Origin of the sequence: Hyphomonas sp., from assembly GCF_013823385.1 — a bacterium.
Classification (GTDB): domain Bacteria; phylum Pseudomonadota; class Alphaproteobacteria; order Caulobacterales; family Hyphomonadaceae; genus Hyphomonas.
In genome coordinates this window covers 88,954-110,943 of sequence record NZ_PNMA01000010.1, presented here as the reverse complement: position 1 = coordinate 110,943, position 21,990 = coordinate 88,954, and the positions used below count along the sequence as shown (strand labels likewise).

The following is a 21,990-nucleotide window of genomic DNA, read 5'->3' as shown; positions in this document are numbered from 1 at the left end:
TTAGGGGTATAGCTCAGTTGGTAGAGCGGCGGTCTCCAAAACCGCAGGTCGGGGGTTCGAGTCCCTCTGCCCCTGCCAGGCGCCTTTTCCGGACATTTCAGGAAGTGGTTGCCAGCGCCATTTGGCGCGCGCCCCCTTGTCAATGAGCGCGCACCGGCCGAGACCTTGAGAGGGCGCAGTTCCGGAGGTCCGCATGAGCCAAGACACACATCCCTGGTGGCGCGGCGCCGTTATCTACCAGATCTATCCCCGCTCCTATCAGGACACCAATGGAGACGGGGTGGGCGACCTGCCTGGCATTACCCGCCGGCTCGATCACATTGCGGCGCTTGGCGTTTCGGCCGTCTGGATATCGCCCTTCTTCCGCTCCCCGATGAAGGATTTCGGGTATGATGTGTCCGACTATTGCGATGTCGATCCGGTGTTCGGAACCCTGGCGGATTTCGACGCGCTTCTCGCAAAAGCCCATTCCCTGGGCCTGAAAGTCATCATCGATCAGGTCTATGCCCATACCTCCGATGAGCATGCCTGGTTTGCCGAAAGCCGCGCTTCACGCACGAACGCGAAGGCAGACTGGTTTGTCTGGCGCGATCCCCAGCCGGACGGCACGCCGCCCAATAACTGGCAATCAGTGTTTGGTGGCCCCGCCTGGACGTGGGACGCGCGCCGCGGCCAGTATTTCATGCACAACTTCCTCTCCAGCCAGCCGCAGCTGAACGTCCATAATCCGGAGGTTCAGGACGCGCTGCTGGGCGTCGCAAAGTTCTGGTTGGACCGGGGTGTAGACGGCTTCCGGCTGGATGCGATCAATTTCGCGATGTTTGATCCAGAGTTCCGCGATAATCCGCCCTGGCCAGCCGAAGGACGAACGATCACCCGGCCGTTTGATCTGCAGCATCACATCCATAACCAGTCCCATCCGGATATTCCGGTGTTCATGGAGCGGGTGCGCAAGCTCGCCGATGGCTATGGCGACATTTACACGGTGGCGGAAATTCCGGGGCCGGACCCGATCCCCGAAATGCGGGCTTTCACAGCTGAAGGGCGGCTCAGCTCTGCCTACAGCTTCGACTTTCTCTATGCCAAATCGCTCTCGGCGCGCCGGGTGAAAGCCGCCCAGATGAACTGGGCGGGACCATTCAGCGAAGGATGGGCGGCCTGGGCCTTCTCCAATCATGACGCGCCCCGCTGCATCAGCCGCTGGTGCCCGCCCGGCGGCGACCTGGCCGCCTATGCCAAGATGACCAATGCCTTGCTGCTCTGTCTCCGGGGCAATCCAATCCTTTATCAGGGGGAGGAGCTGGGCCTGACGCAGGCGGAGATCGCCTTCGAGGATCTGCAGGATCCTGAAGCCATCGCCAACTGGCCGCTGACCCTCGGGCGGGATGGGGCGCGCACACCGATGCCCTGGATCAACGACAACAGCTATGCCGGCTTCTCCGAGGTGAAGCCCTGGTTGCCCGTGGGGGCGGGCCATGCGCTTCAGGCAGCTGCGGCGCAGTATGGCCAGCCCTTCTCGGTGCTGGAGTTCACGCGGCTGGTGATTGCCCTGCGCAACAGTTCGGCCGCATTCAGGCTAGGCGAAGTGAGCTTTCCGGAAATCGCTGCGGACCTGCTGGCTATCGAGCGCAGCTTTGGGGACGAACGCGTGCTGTGCCTCTTCAACCTGTCGAATGCGCCGCAAGAGGTTGGCATCCCCCTGACAGGAACCAGAACTCTGCTGGCATCAGATGGAACGATGAGTGTTCCGGAGCGTTTGGCGCCTTTTGGGGTATGGACGGGAACGTTGGATCGCAGGGAGCCATGACTAACGTTGTCATTTTGGTCGGAAGCGTCCTATAAGGCCTGAAACTGTCTCGGCTCCCTGTGGCAGCCGATCTGAGAGAGGAAGCGCCCCGGTGGCAAAATTTGTTCCTGTTGAACCCTTCGACATCGTGATTTTCGGCGGCACGGGCGACCTGTCGCGGCGCAAGCTCCTTCCGGCGCTCTACCACCGCTGGGTCGACGGGCAGATCCCGGAAAACTCTACCATCGTCGGAACGGCGCGGTCGGAAATGGATATTGCGGCTTACCGGGCCGTGGCGCGCGAAGCCTGTGAAAAGGCGTCGGGCAAGTCCTGGGACGCGGCGGCCTGGGACGAGTTCGAGAAAATCCTGCACTATGTCACGATTGACGCCACGAACCCGGAAGGCGACTGGGAGGGTCTGAAGAGCAAGCTGACATCCGAGGAAGACCGCCCACGGATATTCTATCTTGCAACGTCCCCGCATCTCTATGTCGACATCTGCCGCGCGCTCGGCGCGGTCGATCTGTCGGGGGGCTTCTCGCGGGTCGTGCTTGAGAAGCCGATCGGCACTGACCTTGCTTCCGCGCAGGCGATTAATGATGGTGTGGCGGAAGTCTTTGCTGAGCGGCAGGTGTTCCGGATCGATCACTATCTGGGCAAGGAAACAGTGCAGAACCTGATGGTGCTGCGTTTCGCCAACATCCTGTTCGAGCCGCTCTGGTCGCAGAACTATATCGATCATGTTCAGATCACTGTCGCAGAGGATCTCGGGCTGGAGGGGCGTGCGGATTATTATGATCGCTCTGGCGCGCTGCGGGATATGGTGCAGAACCACCTGCTGCAACTCCTCTGCCTGACGGCAATGGAGCCGCCCAACGATCTTGATGATGATGACATCCGTACCGAGAAGATAAAGGTGCTCAAAGCGCTTAGGCCTGTGACAGAGGCAGATGCGCGGCGGTTGACGGTGCGCGGGCAATATGCGGCGGGTATCCATGCTGGCCAGCCGGTGAAGGGATATGTTGAGGAACTCTCCGCCACTGAAGGCAGCAAGACGGAAACCTTCGTGGCAATCAAGGCTGAGATAAACAACTGGCGCTGGACGGGCGTGCCCTTCTATCTGCGCACCGGCAAGCGCATGTCATCGCGCCATTCCGATATCGTGATCCAGTTCAAGCGGGCGCCCCATAATCTGTTCGGGGAACAGTTCGGGAATGTGAACAAGCTGGTGATCCGCCTGCAGCCGGATGAAGCAGTGCGCCTCTATGTGCAGATCAAGGAGCCGGGGCCAGGCGGGCTGCGGGTTAAATCCCTGCCTTTGAACCTTTCCTATGCGGAGAGTTTCATGCTGCGTTACCCGGACGCTTATGAGCGTCTGCTGATGGATGTGGTGCGCGGTAATCTCTCCCTGTTCATGCGGCGGGATGAAGTAGAGGCGGCGTGGCGCTGGGTGGATGGGCTGATCGAAGCCTGGGAAGCGAGCGGATACACGCCCGAGACCTATCCAGCGGGGACGGACGGGCCGATGTCCGCGGCCATGCTCATGGACCGCGACAATCGTAGCTGGTGGAAGGAGAACTGAGCATGATGGATGCACGCCTCATCGTTCTGGATGACCGGGAAGCCGCATCGGCGCTTGCTGCGGAACTCGCCACGCTTCATCTGTCGAGGACCATCGCAAGGGATGGGCAGGCAAGCTTCATGGTCTCTGGCGGCACGTCGCCCGGCCGCATGTTTGGCCTGCTGGCTGACGAAAAGCTTGAATGGGACAAGGTCACTGTCGGACTGGTGGACGAACGCTGGGTAGCGCCTGATCATCCGGGATCAAACGAAAAAATCGTCCGGGAGAAACTTCTGAAAGGCCCGGCCTCTGCGGCGCGCTTCCTTCCGATGAAAACGCTGGATGCTGACCCAGCCAGCGCAGTAGCCAGTCGCGCTGCCGCGTACGCGCCTCATCTTTCGCCGCTCTCCTGTGTGCTGCTCGGGATGGGGGCGGACGGGCACACGGCCAGCTGGTTTCCGGGTTCGATCGGTCTGGAGCAGGCGATGTATCCGAAGGATGGCGCCGTTATTGCGGCTATAGATGCAGGCAACACGCCCGTCGCCGGAGAGTTTCGCCACCGCATGACGCTGACGGCAGACCCCATCTGCAATGCCGAAGCCGGAATTCTTCTGGTGTTCGGTGAAGACAAGAGAGCCGCGCTCGAACACGCCCTGAAGGGAGACGAGCAGCTATACCCGGTGCGCCGGGCCATCGAGGGGCTGGGACGCCGCCTCTCCATCATCTGGGCACCCTGAGCCATGACGCCGCTGCACCCCACCGTCGAGGAAGTAACCCGCCGCATCGAAGCGCGGTCGAAAGACTCCCGCGCCGCTTATCTGGAAATGATCCGTAGCCGGCGCCCCAAGGCCTATGCGCGCACGCGCCTGCATGAGGGCAACATCGCCCATGCCTCTGCAGGCTGCGCGGTGATTGAGAAAGCCCAGATACTTGGTGCCGGTTGGCCCGTCATCGGGGTCATCACGGCCTATAACGATATGCTGTCGGCGCATGCGCCGTTTGAAACCTATCCGCAAATCATCCGGGATGCGGCGCGGGAGGTGAACGCGGTTGCGCAGGTGGCGGGCGGTGTTCCCGCGATGTGTGACGGCGTCACACAGGGGCAGGAGGGAATGGAGCTCTCGCTCTTCTCGCGCGACATCATCGCCATGGCGTCCGCCATTGGCCTGTCTCACGACGCGTTCGACGCTGCGCTGCATCTGGGCGTCTGCGACAAGATTGTGCCAGGGCTTGTGATCGCGGCGCTGCGTTTCGGCTGGCTGCCCTCGATCTTCGTTCCCGCCGGTCCGATGCCGTCGGGGCTGCCCAATCCGGAGAAAGTCCGTATCCGGCAATTGTTCGCCGAAGGCAAGGTGGGGCGGGACGCTCTGCTCAAGGCAGAAGCCGAAAGCTATCATTCTCAAGGCACCTGCACCTTCTATGGCACAGCCAATTCGAACCAGATGATCATGGAGGTCATGGGCCTGCATCTGCCCGGCGCGGCGTTCACCAATCCGGGCACGCCGCTTCGCGCCGCGCTGACGCGGGCAGCCACTCAGCGCGCGGCGGCCATTACCGCGCAGGGCGGCGATTACCGGCCCGCCGGGGAACTCGTTGATGCCCGCTCGCTGGTCAATGCGATCGTCGGCCTGATGGCGACAGGCGGTTCAACCAATCATGCGCTTCACATTCCCGCTATGGCCGCCGCTGCGGGGCTGGATGTGACGCTGGAAGACTTTGCCGACCTTTCCCGCGTAACTCCGCTGATGGCGCGGATCTATCCCAATGGCGGCGCCGATGTGAACCATTTTCACGCGGCCGGCGGCATGGGGTTCCTTGTCCGGGAACTGATCAATGCTGGCCTGCTGCATGCGGACGCGTCTGCGGTAATGGGAACGCTGGCGGATTATAGTCAGGAACCCTACCTCAAGGATGGCGCGCTGGCCTGGCGGCCCGCGCCGGAAGTCAGCGGCGATAGCGATGTACTCCGCCCCGCCAGCAATCCCTTTTCGGCGGATGGTGGCATGCGGCTGGTGGATGGCCCACTTGGCCGGGGCGTCTGCAAGGTCTCCGCCATCAAACCCGACGGCCGGATTATCGAAGCGCCCGCCATCGTCTTCGATACACAGGAAGCCCTTCGCGAAGCCTTTGACGCCGGGCGGCTCGACCGGGATTTCGTCGCGGTTGTGCGTTTCCAGGGACCGGCCGCCAATGGCATGCCGGAACTGCATGGTCTCTCGCCCGTTCTCGGCGTGCTGCAGGACCGGGGCCACAAGGTCGCTCTGGTTACGGACGGGCGTATGTCCGGCGCCAGCGGCAAAATCCCCGCCGCGATCCATGTAGCGCCCGAAGCTGCGCGCGGCGGCCCGCTGGCGCGGGTGCGGGACGGCGACATCATCCGGCTGGATGGCGAGGCTGGACGTCTCGAATTGAAAGTCGACCCTGCAGAGTTTGCGGCTCGCGCGCCGGCGGAGTTCCGCCCCAACAGGCCGGCAATGGGCCTTGGCCGCGAAATGTTCGATTTGTTCCGGCAGGCGGCAAGCACGGCGGATTGTGGCGCAAGCCCCTTCCGCTTTCTCGGCCCAGGGGCCTGAAACATGCAGAAACCCGTCCTTGTCGGCGATATCGGGGGCACCAATGCACGCTTCGCCCTGGCCTCGCGCCAGGATGGCAAGCTACGCATCGAGCATTTCGAGAAACTCGCCGGAGATGGGTTCGCCTCGTTTGATGACGCGCTTGAGCAATATGTCGGCCAGACCGGAGCTGAAGTTTCGGCTGCCTGTTTTGCGCTCGCCGGACCGGTCGAGAATCAGGAGGTCACGCTGACCAATCGCGGCTGGCATGTCTCCGCCAGCGCCGTGAAGGCCAGGTTTGGCCTTCAGGATGTGTGCCTGATCAACGATTTTCACGCGATGGCGCGCGCCGTTCCCGAATTTGCCTATGAGTCGTTTGACTGCATTTTTCCCGGCACACCTAAGCAGGGCGCGCCGGTGCTTGTGACCGGGCCGGGCACAGGCTTCGGCGTGGCGACCTTATTGTCCGAACCGGAAGGCCGCTGGCGGGTTGTGTCGGGGGAAGGGGGGCATATGGCGTATGCCCCGCGCACGGAGGTGGAACACGCGCTCGCCCGCCTGCTCATGCGGGATCATGGATATGTGTCGAACGAGCTTGTGGCCTCTGGCAGTGGGCTCGATGAGGTTCACGCCGCCTTTTGCGAAATTTTCGGGCGGCCGTTGGTGGAACTGACACCAGAGGAAATGCGCGACCGCGCCGATTCGGGTGACGAGCTTTTCCGCACGCTTATCGAAGTGCGCGCGCTGGCTGTACTGGGCGCTGCAGGAGACCTTGTGCTGGCCAATGGCGCGCTGGGCGGTGTGGTGCTTGCCGGGGGCGTCAGTGAGCGTATCTCTGACTTCCTCAAAACGGCTGCGGCAAGGCAGCGATTCGTGACGCGCGGGCCGATGAGTGACTACCTGCAGGACTGTCCCGTCTGGCTGATGCGGGAGCCTGCGGCGCCGCTGATCGGCGCTGCAGCGTATTATGAGCAGCACACACGCCCCTGATTGAGAATTATTCGCAAATTCAGGGTATTCCTGCGCACTCCGTGACCGACCGCCGCAGCAAGTGACGCGTGAAATTACGTTTTCGCAGGATATACTGCGAGGCGCTGCGATTACAGATGCGCGTCAGTTGCGCCCGGCGGGAAACCGTCCTAATCGGGCGGCAACGCAATGGGAGCAATTGCACTATGACGGAAGTTGAACGGCTTGCCCTCGACTATCTGCCGGTCATCATTTTTCTGGTGATCGGTGCGGTGATTTCGTGCCTTTTCGTGATCGGGAACGTGCTTCTGGCTCCGTCAAAGCCCGACCCGGAAAAGAACTCCGCCTATGAGTGCGGCTTCCCGGCCTTCGATGACGCCCGCATGAAGTTCGATGTGCGATTCTATCTGGTCGCCATCCTGTTCATCATTTTCGACCTTGAAGTCGCCTTCCTGTTCCCCTGGGCGATCAGCTTGGGAGAGATCGGTGTTGTCGGTTTCTGGTCGATGGTTGTGTTCCTCGGCGTGCTGACCGTCGGATTTGTCTATGAATGGCGCCGCGGCGCTCTGGAGTGGGAATGATGGCTGACAATTCCTACAAGCCATACGCACTGGGCGGCGCGCGGGCAGGGGTCGAAGGCGGCTTCAAGCCCGGCGATGACGATCCGTTCTATTCCGGCCTGTCGGATCAGCTGGCCGACAAGGGCTATTTCACGGCCGCTGCCGATGACCTGATCAGCTGGGCCCGTACCGGCTCGCTGATGTGGATGACGTTCGGTCTGGCCTGCTGCGCCGTGGAAATGATGCACGCCGGCAACCCGCGCTACGATCTTGAGCGCTTCGGCATGGCCCCGCGCGGGTCGCCGCGCCAGTCGGATGTGATGATCGTTGCGGGCACGCTCACCAACAAGATGGCGCCCGCGCTCCGCAAGGTCTACGACCAGATGCCGGAGCCGCGCTACGTGATCTCGATGGGCAGCTGCGCCAATGGCGGCGGCTATTACCATTATAGCTACAGCGTCGTTCGCGGCTGCGACCGTATCGTTCCTGTGGATATCTACATTCCGGGCTGCCCGCCCACCGCTGAGGCTCTCGTCTACGGCTTCCTTCAGCTGCAGAAGAAGATCCGGCGCGAAGGCTCGCTCGAGCGCTGATGGTGACGATGATGGATACTCAGGCGCTTTCCGAACTTGCGGCCCACATTGAAAGCCGGATGCCCGATGCCGTGCGCAGCTGGCAGATCCGCGTGGGAGAGCTGACCCTGCTGGCGGAGCGGGACCATATCGTTCCGCTGCTGCGCTTTCTGCGCGACGACCAGCAGTGCAATTTCGAAACCTTCATTGACGCTTGCGGCGTCGACTATCCGGAGCGCTCGGAGCGTTTCGAAGTGGTCTACCACCTGCTGTCGATGCGGATGAACCACCGCATTCGCGTGCGCATCCGTACCGATGAAGAAACAGCGGTGCCAAGCGTCGTGTCGCTCTGGCCGGTTGCCAACTGGTTCGAGCGTGAAGCGTTCGACATGTACGGCATCCAGTTTGCCGATCATCCGGACCTGCGCAGGATTCTCACCGATTACGGCTTCGAGGGCTGGCCGTTGCGGAAAGACTTCCCGCTGACAGGGCATTATGAGGTCCGTTATGACGACCTCGAGAAGCGCGTGATTTACGAGCCTGTGAAGCTCGCCCAAGAATACCGCAATTTCGATTTCCTCTCGCCATGGGAAGGCATGACGACCGTCATTCCCGGCGACGAGAAAGTCAACGGGGACGTATGATGGGGCTGCGCGGCGTTTCAATTGTTGTTGTGCTCTTGACTACGGTCGGCTTTGCGCATGCTGACCCGGAGTTCGGAGTAAATGATGCAGAGCGGGCAACCTATGCAGAAGAGTGCATCCGGGGTTCGCTCGCATACAATTCTTTGATTTCAGAGATGGACGCTCGCAATCTGTTTGAAGACGTCCCTCCGGAAATCGCAGAAAGTATAAATTATCATGTTTTCCAAGCTGGAGAAGTGGCGCGTTTTTGGTCGATGTTCCTCGCCGATCAGGAGGGGAAGGAGGTCGCTCTCAGCACGGTTCGGCGCCTGAACGCTCTGCCGGGAGTATTCGACGCTGATCAGGAAATCACGAAGCAGATGTTGGAAGCAGATCGCGAGATAATCGATCATTGTGATGCTCAAATTGAACCAGCATTGGATTTTCTTAAGTCGAGGAAAGGCTGATTACCATGCCTGACACCGCACACATCGCAGACATGGACGACCGCAAGTTCACCCTGAACTTCGGGCCGCAGCACCCTGCCGCGCACGGCGTGCTACGCATGATCCTTGATCTTGACGGCGAAATCGTCACCCGCGTGGACAGCCATATCGGCCTTCTCCATCGCGGCACGGAAAAGCTGCTCGAATACAAGACCTACCTTCAGGGCATGCCGTATTTCGACCGGCTCGATTACTGCTCGCCGATGAACCAGGAACATGCCTGGTGCCTAGCCATCGAGAAGCTGCTTGGTGTTGAAGTGCCCCGCCGCGCCAGCCTTATCCGCGTCATGTATTCGGAAATCGGCCGGATCATGTCCCACCTCCTCAACGTCGGTACCGGCGTCATGGACGTGGGCGCGCTGACGCCCATCACTTGGTGCTTCGAGGAGCGCGAGAAACTCTGCGTGTTCTATGAGCGCGCTTCTGGCAGCCGGATGCACGCGGCCTATTTCCGTCCCGGCGGCGTCCATCAGGATCTGCCCCAGCGCCTCATCGATGACATCGCCACCTGGTGCGAGCAGTTCCCGGAGAAGCTGGACCAGATTGAAGGCCTCGTCACCGAAAACCGCATTTTCAAGCAGCGCAACGTCGATATCGGCGTGGTTGACCAGCGCACGATTCTCGACTGGGGTTTCAGCGGCGTGATGGTGCGCGGCTCGGGCCTCGCCTGGGACCTGCGCCGCTCGCAGCCCTATGAGTGCTACAGCGAACTCGACTTCAAAGTGCCTGTCGGCAAGCACGGCGACAACTACGATCGCTATGTCTGCCGCATGGAAGAGATGCGCGAGTCGGTGAAGATCATCCTCCAGTGTATCGACCTCATGGCGAAAGACGGCCCCGGCCCAGTGCTTCTGGCCGGCTCGAAACTCTCTCCGCCGCGCCGCGGCGAGATGAAGAATTCGATGGAAGCGCTGATCCATCACTTCAAGCTGTATACGGAAGGTTTCCACGTTCCGGAAGGCGAATGCTACGCCGCCGTTGAAGCGCCCAAAGGTGAATTCGGCGTGTACCTTGTTGCTGACGGCACGAACCGTCCCTACCGCGCCAAGATCCGCGCGCCGGGCTACCCCCACCTTCAGGCGATGGACCATCTCTGCAAGGGCCACCAGCTGGCAGACGTGTCGGCCGTGCTCGGAACGCTCGACATCGTGTTCGGGGAGATCGACCGGTGAGTGCCTCCTTCGATCTCGTCCAGCGCCAGCTCGACGCGTATAATGCGCAGGACATCGCCGCCTTCCTCGCCTGCTATGCAGACGATGCCGAGCTTGCGACGCTGAATGGCGGCGTGAACCAGAAAGGCCTCGACGCCATCCGCAAGCGTCACGAAGATCTCTTCGCCCAGTTCCCGCAGAACCGCGCCAAGCTGGTCAACCGGATCGATCTCGGCACGACCGTGATCGATCACGAAGCGGTGGAGCGTTCGCCCGGCGGGGAAACCTTTGAGGTGGCCGCCATCTACACGATCCGCGACGGCAAGATCGCCCGCGTCGACTTTGCGAGGGCAGGGGCGGTCTGATGGGCGTTCTCCCGGAGCAACGTGTATCGGTCATCACCGTCGGGGTTCGCGACCTCGCCGGCATGATCGGTTTTTATACGGATGTTCTGGGATTTGAAGATCGCGGCGTGAAGGGCGAGGTGGCCTTCTTCAATGCCGGCGGCCTCGTCATCGGCCTCTGGGACGAGACCAAGCTCGCCGCAGATGCTGGCGTCGCCGATGATCGCAAGGGCGCCTTCAAGGGCTTCGCCCTGGCATTCAACGCGCGCTCTGCCGAAGAGGTGGACGAGATTTTCGGCCGGCTGGAGCGTGCGGGCGCGCGCATTTCCAAGCCGCCACACAAGACATACTGGGGCGGCTATTCCGGCTACTTCGCAGACCCTGAGGGGAATGCCTGGGAAGTGGCTCACAACCCGTTCTGGCCAATTGACGAAGCGGGCCGCGTCGCCGTTCCGCTTGCGAAGGAGCAGTAGATGGCATTGCGCCGGTTTGATCTTGAGGCGGGAGGCGACAGCTTCTCCTTCAAGCCTGAGACAGAAGACAAGATTGCGTTCTGGCGGGGCAAGTATCCGGCGGACAAGCAGCGCTCCGCTGTGATTCCGCTGCTCTGGCTCGCCCAGAAGGACAACAATGGCTGGCTCTCCGAGCCGGCCATGCGCGAAGTCGCCGACCGTCTCGAGATGCCGTATATCCGCGTCTACGAGGTCGCCACCTTCTACACGATGTTCCGTCTACAGCCGGTCGGGAAGTTCCACATCCAGCTTTGCGGCACCACGCCTTGCCAGCTGCGCGGCGCAGAAGGTCTCAAGGAAGTCTGCACACGCGAAATCGGCAAGCAGATGTATGTCACCGACGACAAGCGCCTCTCCTGGGAAGAGGTGGAATGCCTCGGCGCCTGTGTGAACGCGCCGATGGTGCAGATCAATGACGACTATTACGAAGACCTGACGCCGGAATCCCTGGCGCAGATCATCGGCCGTCTGAAGAATGGCGTGGACATTACGCCCGGCCCGCAGATCGATCGCGTCAACAGTGCCCCCGAAGGCGGCGCCAAGACGTTGACGGATGCAGCGCTCTTCGATGGCAGCCGCAACGCGATCAAGACGCTGCCAAACCTGCCGGAGCCCGCAGGGGAGGCTACCGCCGAAGCAACCGGCCGTCCCGATGCCGGCGCACCGACCAATGTGAAGCGTGAAGAGCCGACTGCAGGCAAGGCGACGCTGATCGACACGACCAGCAAGCCGGATGCAACGAAGGACGGCATGTCCGCCCCGAAGGACAAGAAGGACTAGGCCATGTTGCAGGACAAGGACCGCATCTTCACAAACCTCTACGGCATGCATTCGCCGGGCCTGGAAGCCGCCAAGCAGCGCGGCGCCTGGCATCTGACGCGCGAAATGCTCGCCATGGGGCCGGACTGGATCTGTGATCAGATCAAGGCGTCAGGCCTCCGCGGGCGCGGCGGCGCCGGCTTCCCGACTGGCCTGAAATGGACCTTCATGCCGAAGGAAGTGCGCGACCGTCCGCACTATCTTGTCGTCAACGCCGACGAGTCTGAACCCGGCACGTGCAAGGACCGTGAAATCCTGCGCCACGATCCGCATCTGCTGATCGAAGGCTGCATGGTGGCCAGCCGCGCGATGCGCGCCCATAAATGCTATGTCTACATCCGCGGTGAATACATCAACGAGCGTCACGCGCTCGAGAAGGCCGTCAAGGAAGCCTATGAGGCGAAGCTCATCGGCAAGGACAATGTGAACGGCTGGGATTTCGATCTCTATGTGCATCACGGCGCCGGCGCTTATATTTGCGGCGAGGAAACCGCGCTGCTCGAAAGCCTTGAGGGCAAGAAGGGCCAGCCGCGTCTGAAGCCGCCATTTCCGGCCAATGCCGGTCTTTATGGCTGCCCGACGACCGTGAACAACGTGGAGTCCATCGCCGTTGCGCCAACCATCCTGCGCCGCGGGGCGCAGTGGTTTGCCGGCTTTGGCCGCCCGAACAATTCGGGCACCAAGCTGTTCTGCATCTCCGGCCATGTGAATAGGCCGTGCAATGTCGAAGAAGAGATGTCGATCACCTTCCGTGATCTGATCGAAACGCATTGCGGCGGCATTCGTGGCGGCTGGGACAATCTCAAGGCTGTCATCCCCGGCGGCTCCTCGGTGCCGATGGTGCCGGCAGAGCAGATCATGGACGCCTACATGGATTTCGACACGCTCCGTGATCTGAAATCCGGTCTCGGCACGGCGGCCGTGATCGTCATGGACAAGCAGACAGATCTGATCCGCGCCATCGCGCGCCTCGCATACTTCTACAAGCATGAAAGCTGCGGCCAGTGTACGCCGTGCCGGGAAGGCACCGGCTGGATGTGGCGCGTGCTGGAGCGCATGGTGCGCGGCGAAGCCGAGCATGACGAGATCGACACGCTGCTGGACGTTACCAAACAGGTCGAAGGCCACACCATCTGTGCCCTCGGGGACGCGGCCGCCTGGCCGATTCAGGGCCTGATCCGCCACTTCCGCCACGAAATCGAAGACCGCATCACCCAGTACCGCCTTCCGCGCGCAATGGTTCAGGGCGCTGTGGTCACGGCAGCAGAGTAAGGACGAATAGGCAAGTGAGCCTCACCCGCGCTATCCTGATCGTATCCTGGTGCCTGTCGCTGGCCACGCTGCACGGAGTTGTGGCGATTGCGCTTGGCTATGTGATGCCCCGGAATGGCGGCGTGATGGAGAACCAGCGGCTGTATGTAATGGCCGTTGCGGGCGTCTCGCTGCTTTCGGCTGTCCTTGCCCTGATGGCCATTTTCTACGTCAAGGCCCTCTGGGGCGTCATGGCGCTCGCCATCGTCAGTGCGGGCCTGTTTTTCTATGGCATGATTGAATATGCGCTGCCGTTCAATCTGCTGGTTCTGGGCGCTCTGGTCGCCCAGTTCGTGTTCTCCCGCTTCGCCATTGGCCTCAATGCCATCGACAATCCTGGCAAGCCCCGCATCAATCCTTCCGAAGAGTTCTGAAGTCCCATGTCCGACACTTTCAAGCTGAACATCGACGGCCAGGAAATCGAAGTGCCCAAGCACTACACGCTGATGCAGGCGTGTGAGGAAGCCGGCGCCGAGATCCCGCGCTTCTGCTATCACGAGCGCCTGTCGGTGGCGGGCAACTGCCGCATGTGCCTCGTCGAGTGGGAAGGGGCGCCCAAGCCGATTGCCTCCTGCGCCCAGATCGTTGGGGATATGCGCCCGAACCGGGATGGCTCTGCGCCCATCGTGCGCACCGGCGGCGCCTATGTCGAAAAGGCCCGCAACGGGGTGATGGAGTTCCTGCTCATCAACCACCCGCTTGATTGTCCCATCTGTGACCAGGGCGGCGAGTGCGATCTTCAGGATCAGGCCGTCGCCTATGGCCGCTCCACCTCGCGCTATGAAGAGAACAAGCGCGCCGTCGAAGACAAATACATGGGCCCTCTGGTCAAGACGATCATGACCCGCTGCATTCAGTGCACGCGCTGCGTCCGCTTTGTGGCCGAAGTCGCCGGCGTTGAAGAGATGGGCATGATCAGCCGGGGCGAGAATGCCGAGATCACCACCTATCTCGAAAAGTCGCTGACCTCAGAGCTTTCCGGCAACGTCATCGACCTCTGCCCGGTCGGCGCGCTGACCTCCAAGCCCTACGCCTTCAATGCGCGCCCCTGGGAGCTGCGCAAGACTTCCTCGATCGACGTGATGGACGCCATGGGCGCCGCCATCCGTGTCGATGCCAAGGGCGATGCCGTCATGCGCATCATGCCGGAGCTCAACGAAGAGGTGAACGAGGAGTGGCTGTCGGACAAGTCGCGCTTCGTCTGGGACGGCCTCGGCCGCCAGCGCCTTGACCGGCCCTACATCCGCGAGAATGGCAAGCTGCGCGCCGCCACCTGGGGCGAAGCCTTCGAGGCCGTGAAAGCAGCCCTTTCGGTCGGTCCCGACAAGATCGGCGTTGTCGCCGGTGACCTGATCGAAGTCGAGCAGGCCAAGGCCGCGCTGGACCTCTTCCGCAGCCTGGGCGTCAAGAACACAGATTGCCGCCCGGCAGGTGCCCGGTACGGCACCTCGGGCGTGCGCGAGCATTACCTCTTCAATCCCACCCTGATGGGTATCGAAGAGGCCGACGCCCTGCTGCTGATCGGCACCAATCCGCGCGTCGAGGCCGCCGTCTGGAACGCCCGCATTCGCAAGTCCTGGCTCTGGGGCAATCTCAAGATCGGCCTCATCGGCGAGGCTGCCGATCTGACCTACCCCTACGAGCATCTGGGGACCAGCGCGGCTGACCTCGACCAAATCGCCTCGAGCGACTTCTTCCAGGTTCTGAAGGATGCCAAGCGTCCAATGATCGTGGTCGGGGAGAGCGCCCTTTGTCGCGAGGATGGTCTCAAACTGTCCGAAACTGTCCACAAACTGTCCCAGACTGTCAGCGCCGTGACCGAAGGATGGGCCGGTTTTGGTGTGCTTCATACCGCAGCTGGCCGGGTTGGCGCGCTGGATGTCGGCTTCGTTCCGGCCGAAGGCGGCCTGGCAACCGTTGATATCCTGGGCGGGGACCTTTCCACGGTTGTTCTCCTCGGCGCTGATGAGGTGGACCTCACAAAGCTCGGAAATTCCAAGGTTATTTACGTCGGCTCCCATGGCGATGCCGGGGCAAGCCGGGCAGATATCGTCCTGCCAAGCGCTGCGTACACCGAAATGACCGCCACCTATGTAAACACCGAAGGCCGGGTCCAGATGACCACGCGCGCCGTGCAGCCGAAAGGCGAGGCCCGCGAGGGTTGGGCAATTTTCCGTGCTCTTTCAGCGGTTTGTGGAAAGCCGCTTCCTTATGACACAGCAGATCAGCTCCGCGCTCTTCTGCGCGGCAAGGAAGGCGAAAACACCGTGTTCTCCGGCCGCGGCTACGCCCCCGGCGCGCGCGGTGTAGAGGCGCTTTCCCGGCCGGTGGCAGACGCCTCAGGCAGCCTCAGCAGCGCGGCCTTCAAATCCGCGATTGTGGATTTCTACCTCACCAACCCGATTGCACGGGCATCCAAGACAATGGCCGAGTGTTCTGCGCTGGCAAGCCGCCTAGACACTCCGGTAGCGGCAGAGTAGGGCGGCGCCATGAGCAACGCGATCGAGTCTCTTGGCAGCCTCTGGGGGCCGCTGCTGGTGCTGGGCCAGATTGGCCTTTTCACACTGGTGCTGCTCCTGTCGATTGCCTTCCTGCTGCTCCTGGACCGCAAGGTCTGGGCCGGCGTGATGATGCGCAAGGGCCCGAACGTGGTCGGCCCCTTCGGGCTTCTCCAGTCTTTCGCAGACTTCGGGAAATTCCTGCTGAAGGAAATCGTTATCCCGGCTGGTGCCAACAAGGCCGTGTTCATCATGGCGCCCATCCTGACCTGTACGCTGGCCTTCGTGACTTGGGCAGCCATTCCCGTGGCGCCCGGCACCGAAACAGGCACAAGCTGGGTCATCGCCAACCTGAATGTCGGCATCCTCTATCTCTTCGCGATCTCTTCGCTGGGTGTTTACGGCATCATCATGGGCGGCTGGGCATCCAACTCCAAATACCCCTTCCTCGGCGCGCTCCGCTCGGCTGCGCAGATGGTGTCCTATGAGGTGTCGATCGGCTTCGTGATCGTGACCGTGATCCTGCTGGTCGGGTCGATGAACCTCACCACCATCGTCAACAATCAGGACGGCGGCATCCAGAACTGGCACGTGTTCAGCTTCCAGTATTTCCCGCTGATCCTCGTCATGCTGCCGATGTTCGTGATCTTCTTTATCTCGGCACTCGCGGAGACAAACCGCCCGCCCTTCGACCTTCCGGAAGCCGAATCCGAACTGGTTGCCGGCTATCAGGTCGAATACGGCTCCACGCCTTACCTCCTCTTCATGCTCGGGGAATATCTCAACATTGTGCTGATGTGCGCGATGATGACGATCCTGTTCCTCGGCGGCTGGCATGGCCCGATCGCGCTGGGGCCTGAACTGACGGCAAACATGCCGCCGCTGCTTCTCAGTCTGGCCGGCCTTGCCTGGTTCATGGGGAAGGTGCTGTTCTGCTTCTTCCTGTTCGCCCTGGTGAAGGCCATCGTGCCCCGTTACCGCTATGACCAGCTGATGCGTCTGGGTTGGAAAATCTTCCTGCCGACCTCGCTGGCAGCAGTGATCCTCGTGGCCGGCTATGTGACATTCGTGGGAGGTCTCTCATGAGCCTTGCGCAAACTCTTCGTGGCGCTCTGCTGACGGATTTTCTTGGGGCATCCTGGATCGCGGTCCGGGAAATGTTCCGCCGCAAGGCGACCGTGAACTATCCCTTCGAAAAGAACCCGCTCTCACCGCGTTTCCGCGGGGAACACGCCCTGCGCCGCTATCCCAGCGGGGAAGAGCGCTGCATCGCGTGCAAGCTCTGCGAGGCGATCTGCCCGGCGCAGGCAATCACCATTGAAGCCGAGCCGCGTGAAGACGGCGCCCGCCGCACCACGCGCTACGACATCGACATGGTGAAGTGCATCTATTGCGGCTTCTGTCAGGAAGCCTGCCCGGTGGACGCTATCGTCGAAGGGCCAAACTTTGAGTTTGCGACTGAAACACGGGAGGAGTTGTTCTATGACAAGGAACGGCTGCTCGCGAATGGTGACCGCTGGGAACGGCTGATCGCCAAGAATCTCGAATTGGATGCGCCGTACCGCTAGGGCGGCGCTGGTTGAAGCAGGGCTGGGCCGGTCAGGTTCTGGCATTTATCAGGAAGGGGCGGACAAGCCGTGGCGTTCATCGCTTTCTCGTTGATTGCGGCGATTGTCGTGCTGGCGGCGATGTTTGTCATCGCAGCGCGAAATCCCGTACACTCCGTGCTCTGGCTCATTCTTACGTTTTTCTCTGCTGCCGGGCTTCTGGTCCTCATTGGCGCGGAGTTTCTCGCAATGCTGCTGGTCGTTGTTTATGTCGGCGCCGTTGCGGTGCTGTTCCTGTTCGTCGTGATGATGCTGGACGTCGATTTCGTCGAGCTTAAGCAGGGCACTGCGCGCTACTGGCCCTTTGCCTTGCTGGTTGGTGTCATTCTTCTGGCAGAGCTGGCGCTTGTTTCGGCGGCTGGCGGCTCAATTCCGACGGGCAATATGGATGCTTCGCCGAATGCGCCTACCAATGCAGAAGCCATCGGTTTCGTGATGTACACGGATTACATGCTGCTGTTCCAACTGGCCGGTATCGTCCTTCTCGTCGCCATGGTCGGCGCCATCGTTCTGACGCTCCGCCACAAGCCGCACATCAAGCGTCAGGACATTGCCAAGCAGACCGGCCGCCGCCGTGCGGATGCTGTTGAGCTCAAAGACCCAACACCAGGGCAGGGGATCTGACGGATGGAACTCGGGCTTCCTCACTATCTCGCCGTGTCGGCAGCGCTGTTCACGATTGGTGTCGTTGGCATCTTTGTGAACCGCAAGAACATCATCGTCATCCTGATGGCGATCGAACTGATCCTGCTTTCGGTGAACATCAACCTCGTCGCATTCTCGGTGTTCAGCGGCACCATACAGGGCCAGATCTTTGCGATGCTGGTGCTGACGGTTGCCGCTGCCGAAGCGGCCGTGGGGCTTGCGATCCTGGTCGTCTATTTCCGTAACCGGCGCGACATCTCGGTTGAGAATGTCGACCTCATGAAGGGCTGATAAGGGTATGCTTCCTGATAGCCTTCTCCTTTTCATCGTTCTGGCGCCCGGTATCGCGGCGCTGTTCGGTCTGTTTCACAAGATCATCGGCGACCGTATCGTCATGCTGGTCACCACCGGTACGGTGCTGACCGCTGGCGCGCTTTCGCTCTACCAGCTCTTTGCCTATGTGGCGGGGCTTGGTCATGCCGGCGGGCATGAGGCACATGCGGCGCTGGATGCTTACCTGACCGCCGGCCCCGCGCACGGCACGCAGGAGCTGAAGCAGCATATCATCACGCTGATGCCATGGATCGAGGTGGGCAACTTCAAGGCCAACTGGGCGATCCGGGTGGATGCGCTGTCCATCGTCATGATGGCTGTGATCACCGGCGTCTCCGGCCTCGTTCACCTCTATTCATGGGGTTATATGAGCGAGGAGCCGCACAAGGCGCGCTTCTTTGCCTATCTCTCGCTCTTCACCTTCATGATGCTCATGCTGGTGGTGGCCGACAACTTCATCCAGCTCTTCTTCGGCTGGGAAGGCGTGGGCCTCGCCTCCTATCTGCTGATCGGTTTCTGGTATACGAAGAAGGCGCCGAACGACGCTTCCATCAAAGCGTTCGTGACCAACCGCGTGGGCGATTTCGGCCTCGCGCTTGGGATCATGGCTGTGTTCTTCGTGTTCGGCAGCGTGGAGTTCGGCCCAGTACTGGACGCAATCCGCAATAATGCCGTGGTTACGCCGGTTGCCTTTGCAGAAGCTGCGCCCGCGCGGGAAGTCATCATGACCTTCCTCGGCCAGCGCGTTTATGCGCTCGAACTGATCGGTATCCTGCTGTTCATCGGCGCGATGGGTAAGTCGGCCCAGTTTTTCCTGCACGTCTGGCTGCCGGACGCCATGGAAGGCCCGACGCCGGTGTCCGCGCTGATCCACGCGGCGACCATGGTGACGGCGGGTGTGTATCTCGTCTGCCTCGTCTCGCCGATCTACGAATACACGTTCTACGCGGCCGGCATGATCACGCTGGTCGGCGCTGTCACGGCGCTTTACGCCGCAACGGTGGGCATGGCCCAGAACGACATCAAGCGCGTGATCGCCTACTCAACCTGTTCGCAGCTGGGCTATATGTTCTTCGCCGCTGGCGTGGGCGCGTATGAGGCGGCGATGTTCCACCTCTTCACGCACGCCTTCTTCAAGGCGCTCCTGTTCCTTGGCGCTGGCTCCGTCATTCACGGCATGCATCACGAGCAGGACATGCGCCGGATGGGCGGCCTGGCGAAGTTCATGCCGCTGACCTATGCGGCCATGATGATCGGCACGATCGCCATCATCGGTCTCGGCATTCCGCACACGAAACTCGGCTTCTCCGGCTTCTTCTCGAAAGATGCGATCCTTGAGAGCACCTTTGCCGGGGGCACTGCGCAGGTGATGTTCGGTCAGATGGCCTTCTGGTTCGGCCTGCTGGCAGCATTCCTAACGAGCTTCTATTCTTGGCGCCTGATCTACATGACCTTCCATGGCCCGCTGACGCAGCATGGCGAGCATCACGATCATGGGCATCACGACACCCATGAGAGCGAAGACGTCAAAGGGGAAGAGCATCCTGCGGATGACCACCATGCGCACACGCCGCATGAAAGCCCGATGGTTATGCTCATTCCGCTGGGCCTGCTCAGCCTGGGTGCGATTTTCGCAGGCTTCTATTTCTACGATGCCTTTGTGGAGGCCAATAACGAAGCGTTCTGGGCCGGCGCGATTTATCGCGCAGCGGAAAACCACGTTCTCCACGATCGTCACAATGTGCCGGAATGGGTGCTCTGGGCACCGTTGGTCGTCACCCTTGCGGGCTTTGTGCTGGCGAGCATGACCTACTTCTTCAACAGGGGCGTGGGCGCGCGGATTGCCGCCAGCGGCGGCCCGCTCCACGCGTTGTTCTCAAACAAGTGGTATTTCGACGAGATCTACCAGGCCACGCTGGTTCGCGGCTCGGCTTTCCTCGGAAACATCTTCTGGAAAGCTGACAAGAAGATCATCGATGGCGTCGGGCCGGATGGGGCCGCCTGGTTTGCCGGCTTCAGCGCTCGCCGCCTCGCAAAACTCCACACAGGTTATCTTTATCATTATGCGTTCGTGATCATCGGGGCCGCCATTGTCTTTGGCGCAATCCTGTGGCTGCGGGCCGGAGGGGCCAACTGATGGGCGGTTTCCCCATTCTCACTGCAATGACGTTCCTGCCGCTGATTGGGGCGTTGCTGATCGTACTGGTTCGGGCGGCAACGGCCGGCAGCCGTGCGGCGGCGGATGATGGCCGGCAGAACCGCGCCATTCTCATGGCGTCTCTGATCATCTCTGCGGCAACCTTTGTGCTTTCGGTGGCGGCCTTCCTGTCTTTCGACGCGTCCCAGCCGGGTTACCAGCTGGTGGAGCAGCATGCGTGGTACGGCCCGATCAGCTACAAGCTGGGCATCGATGGCCTGTCGATTTCGCTGATCCTGCTGACCACTTTCCTCACGCCGATCTGCCTGCTGGCAAGCTGGAATTCGATCGACACGCGCGTGACCGAATATGTGGTCGCGTTCCTGGTGCTCGAGACGTTCATGATCGGCGTCTTCACGGCGCTGGATCTGGTGCTGTTCTACATCTTCTTCGAAGCCGGCCTTATCCCGATGTTCCTGATCATCGGCATCTGGGGCGGGAAGGACCGCATTTATGCGTCCTTCAAGTTCTTCCTGTACACGCTGATCGGCTCGCTTCTTCTGCTTGTTGCTGCGATCTACATGATCCAGGCGGCTGGCTCGGCAGACTTCGAAGTGTTGGAGCAATATGCCTTTGATCCTGGCATCCAGACTTGGCTCTGGTTGGCCTTCCTCGCGTCCTTCGCGGTGAAACTACCGATGTGGCCGGTCCACACTTGGTTGCCTGACGCACACGTTCAGGCACCGACGGCGGGCTCTGTGGTGCTTGCCGGTGTCCTGCTGAAAATGGGCGGTTACGGCATGTTGCGCTTCTCGCTACCGATGTTCCCGGATGCGAGTGCCTACTTCCAGCCAATGATGTTCGCGCTGGCTGTTGTGGCGATCATTTACACCTCTCTCGTCGCCTGGCGTCAGACAGACATGAAGAAGCTCATCGCCTATTCATCGGTTGCGCATATGGGCTTTGTCACGCTCGGCATCTTTGCGTTCAACGAGACGGGTATTCAGGGCGCCATCTTACAGATGCTTAGCCACGGCCTGATTTCCGGCGCGCTCTTCCTGATCGTGGGTGTCGTCTATGACCGTATGCACACCCGTGAGATTGCCGCTTATGGCGGTCTCGTCGGCCGTATGCCGATTTATGCCGGCTTCTTCATGCTGTTCACGATGGCCAATGTCGGCCTTCCGGGCACCAGCGGCTTTGTGGGGGAAATCCTCACTATGGTCGGCGGCTTCCAAGCGGCGACCTGGGCAGCCTTTGGTGCGGCCTTTGGCGTGATCTTCTCGGCTGTTTACATGCTGACGCTGTATCGGCGGACGGTCTTTGGCGAGATCACCAATCCCCACCTTGAGGACATCAAGGACATGAACCGCATCGAATGGGTTTGTATTGCACCGCTTGCGGCGCTGACTATCCTGTTCGGTATTGCTCCGAACCTCATTTTCGCCGTCACCAGTGGTGCTACCGCGCGCATTATCGCGCTCATGGCGGGAGGCCAGTAAGC

Annotated in this window: 22 protein-coding genes and 1 tRNA gene; all 23 read left to right on the top strand. The window is 61.1% G+C overall.

Going from position 1 to position 21,990, the window contains the following annotated elements:
• The first annotated feature begins 2 nt into the window (after positions 1-2).
• The 23 genes from C0456_RS08445 to C0456_RS08335 all read left to right on the top strand — a co-directional run bounded on the left by C0456_RS08445 (position 3) and on the right by C0456_RS08335 (position 21,988).
• Positions 3-78, top strand: a tRNA-Trp gene (locus C0456_RS08445).
• Positions 79-193: 115 nt separating this feature from the next.
• Positions 194-1,807, top strand: coding sequence for an alpha-glucosidase (locus C0456_RS08440; RefSeq protein ID WP_291050471.1), 1,614 nt, complete (start codon positions 194-196; stop codon positions 1,805-1,807).
• A gap of 91 nt (positions 1,808-1,898) precedes the next feature.
• The gene (gene zwf, locus C0456_RS08435) at positions 1,899-3,368 is read left to right on the top strand and encodes a glucose-6-phosphate dehydrogenase (protein WP_291050469.1); all 1,470 of its coding nucleotides are present in this window, start codon (positions 1,899-1,901) and stop codon (positions 3,366-3,368) included.
• 2 nt (positions 3,369-3,370) lie between these two features.
• Positions 3,371-4,084 carry a 6-phosphogluconolactonase gene (gene pgl, locus C0456_RS08430; RefSeq protein ID WP_291050467.1) on the top strand — a complete coding sequence of 238 codons (714 nt, stop codon included), beginning with the start codon at positions 3,371-3,373 and terminating at the stop codon, positions 4,082-4,084.
• Between the two features lie 3 nt (positions 4,085-4,087).
• On the top strand, positions 4,088-5,920 hold the full coding sequence (gene edd / locus C0456_RS08425) for a phosphogluconate dehydratase (RefSeq protein ID WP_291050465.1): 1,833 nt from the start codon (positions 4,088-4,090) through the stop codon (positions 5,918-5,920).
• 3 nt (positions 5,921-5,923) lie between these two features.
• The gene (locus C0456_RS08420; RefSeq protein ID WP_291050463.1) at positions 5,924-6,889 is read left to right on the top strand and encodes a glucokinase; all 966 of its coding nucleotides are present in this window, start codon (positions 5,924-5,926) and stop codon (positions 6,887-6,889) included.
• Between the two features lie 185 nt (positions 6,890-7,074).
• A complete protein-coding gene (locus tag C0456_RS08415) occupies positions 7,075-7,449 on the top strand; it encodes an NADH-quinone oxidoreductase subunit A (protein WP_114105581.1) in 375 nt (124 codons plus the stop codon).
• Positions 7,449-8,021, top strand: a complete 573-nt coding sequence (locus tag C0456_RS08410) for an NADH-quinone oxidoreductase subunit B family protein (RefSeq protein WP_291050459.1) — start codon at positions 7,449-7,451, stop codon at positions 8,019-8,021. Before C0456_RS08415 ends, C0456_RS08410 begins: the two co-directional genes overlap by 1 nt.
• A gap of 11 nt (positions 8,022-8,032) precedes the next feature.
• Complete coding sequence (locus tag C0456_RS08405; protein WP_367179233.1) at positions 8,033-8,644, top strand: NADH-quinone oxidoreductase subunit C; 612 nt, start codon at positions 8,033-8,035, stop codon at positions 8,642-8,644.
• On the top strand, positions 8,641-9,090 hold the full coding sequence (locus tag C0456_RS08400) for a hypothetical protein (RefSeq protein ID WP_291050455.1): 450 nt from the start codon (positions 8,641-8,643) through the stop codon (positions 9,088-9,090). Before C0456_RS08405 ends, C0456_RS08400 begins: the two co-directional genes overlap by 4 nt.
• A 5-nt stretch (positions 9,091-9,095) precedes the next feature.
• Positions 9,096-10,301 (top strand): NADH-quinone oxidoreductase subunit D, encoded by a 1,206-nt coding sequence (locus C0456_RS08395; RefSeq protein WP_291050453.1) that lies wholly within the window; start codon positions 9,096-9,098, stop codon positions 10,299-10,301.
• A complete protein-coding gene (locus C0456_RS08390) occupies positions 10,298-10,645 on the top strand; it encodes an SgcJ/EcaC family oxidoreductase (RefSeq protein ID WP_291050451.1) in 348 nt (115 codons plus the stop codon). The genes C0456_RS08395 and C0456_RS08390 overlap by 4 nt, the downstream gene beginning before the upstream one ends.
• Positions 10,645-11,097 carry a VOC family protein gene (locus C0456_RS08385; RefSeq protein ID WP_291050449.1) on the top strand — a complete coding sequence of 151 codons (453 nt, stop codon included), beginning with the start codon at positions 10,645-10,647 and terminating at the stop codon, positions 11,095-11,097. The genes C0456_RS08390 and C0456_RS08385 overlap by 1 nt, the downstream gene beginning before the upstream one ends.
• Positions 11,098-11,916, top strand: coding sequence for an NADH-quinone oxidoreductase subunit NuoE (gene nuoE / locus C0456_RS08380; RefSeq protein ID WP_291050447.1), 819 nt, complete (start codon positions 11,098-11,100; stop codon positions 11,914-11,916). It begins immediately after the preceding gene.
• A gap of 3 nt (positions 11,917-11,919) precedes the next feature.
• Positions 11,920-13,227 carry an NADH-quinone oxidoreductase subunit NuoF gene (nuoF, locus tag C0456_RS08375; RefSeq protein ID WP_291050445.1) on the top strand — a complete coding sequence of 436 codons (1,308 nt, stop codon included), beginning with the start codon at positions 11,920-11,922 and terminating at the stop codon, positions 13,225-13,227.
• Positions 13,228-13,241: 14 nt separating this feature from the next.
• Positions 13,242-13,640: a hypothetical protein gene (locus tag C0456_RS08370; protein WP_291050443.1), complete on the top strand. Its 399-nt coding sequence runs from the start codon at positions 13,242-13,244 to the stop codon at positions 13,638-13,640.
• A gap of 6 nt (positions 13,641-13,646) precedes the next feature.
• Positions 13,647-15,746 carry an NADH-quinone oxidoreductase subunit NuoG gene (gene nuoG / locus C0456_RS08365; RefSeq protein ID WP_291050441.1) on the top strand — a complete coding sequence of 700 codons (2,100 nt, stop codon included), beginning with the start codon at positions 13,647-13,649 and terminating at the stop codon, positions 15,744-15,746.
• Positions 15,747-15,755: 9 nt separating this feature from the next.
• Entirely contained in the window at positions 15,756-16,850 is a 1,095-nt protein-coding gene (gene nuoH / locus C0456_RS08360) for an NADH-quinone oxidoreductase subunit NuoH (RefSeq protein WP_291050439.1), read from the top strand.
• Positions 16,847-17,332: an NADH-quinone oxidoreductase subunit NuoI gene (gene nuoI / locus C0456_RS08355; protein ID WP_035600017.1), complete on the top strand. Its 486-nt coding sequence runs from the start codon at positions 16,847-16,849 to the stop codon at positions 17,330-17,332. Before nuoH ends, nuoI begins: the two co-directional genes overlap by 4 nt.
• 69 nt (positions 17,333-17,401) lie before the next feature.
• Entirely contained in the window at positions 17,402-17,995 is a 594-nt protein-coding gene (locus tag C0456_RS08350) for an NADH-quinone oxidoreductase subunit J (protein WP_291050436.1), read from the top strand.
• Between the two features lie 3 nt (positions 17,996-17,998).
• Positions 17,999-18,307, top strand: a complete 309-nt coding sequence (nuoK, locus tag C0456_RS08345; protein WP_291050435.1) for an NADH-quinone oxidoreductase subunit NuoK — start codon at positions 17,999-18,001, stop codon at positions 18,305-18,307.
• Between the two features lie 7 nt (positions 18,308-18,314).
• Entirely contained in the window at positions 18,315-20,486 is a 2,172-nt protein-coding gene (gene nuoL / locus C0456_RS08340; RefSeq protein ID WP_291050434.1) for an NADH-quinone oxidoreductase subunit L, read from the top strand.
• Positions 20,486-21,988, top strand: coding sequence for an NADH-quinone oxidoreductase subunit M (locus tag C0456_RS08335; protein WP_291050433.1), 1,503 nt, complete (start codon positions 20,486-20,488; stop codon positions 21,986-21,988). Before nuoL ends, C0456_RS08335 begins: the two co-directional genes overlap by 1 nt.
• Positions 21,989-21,990 lie beyond the last annotated feature (2 nt).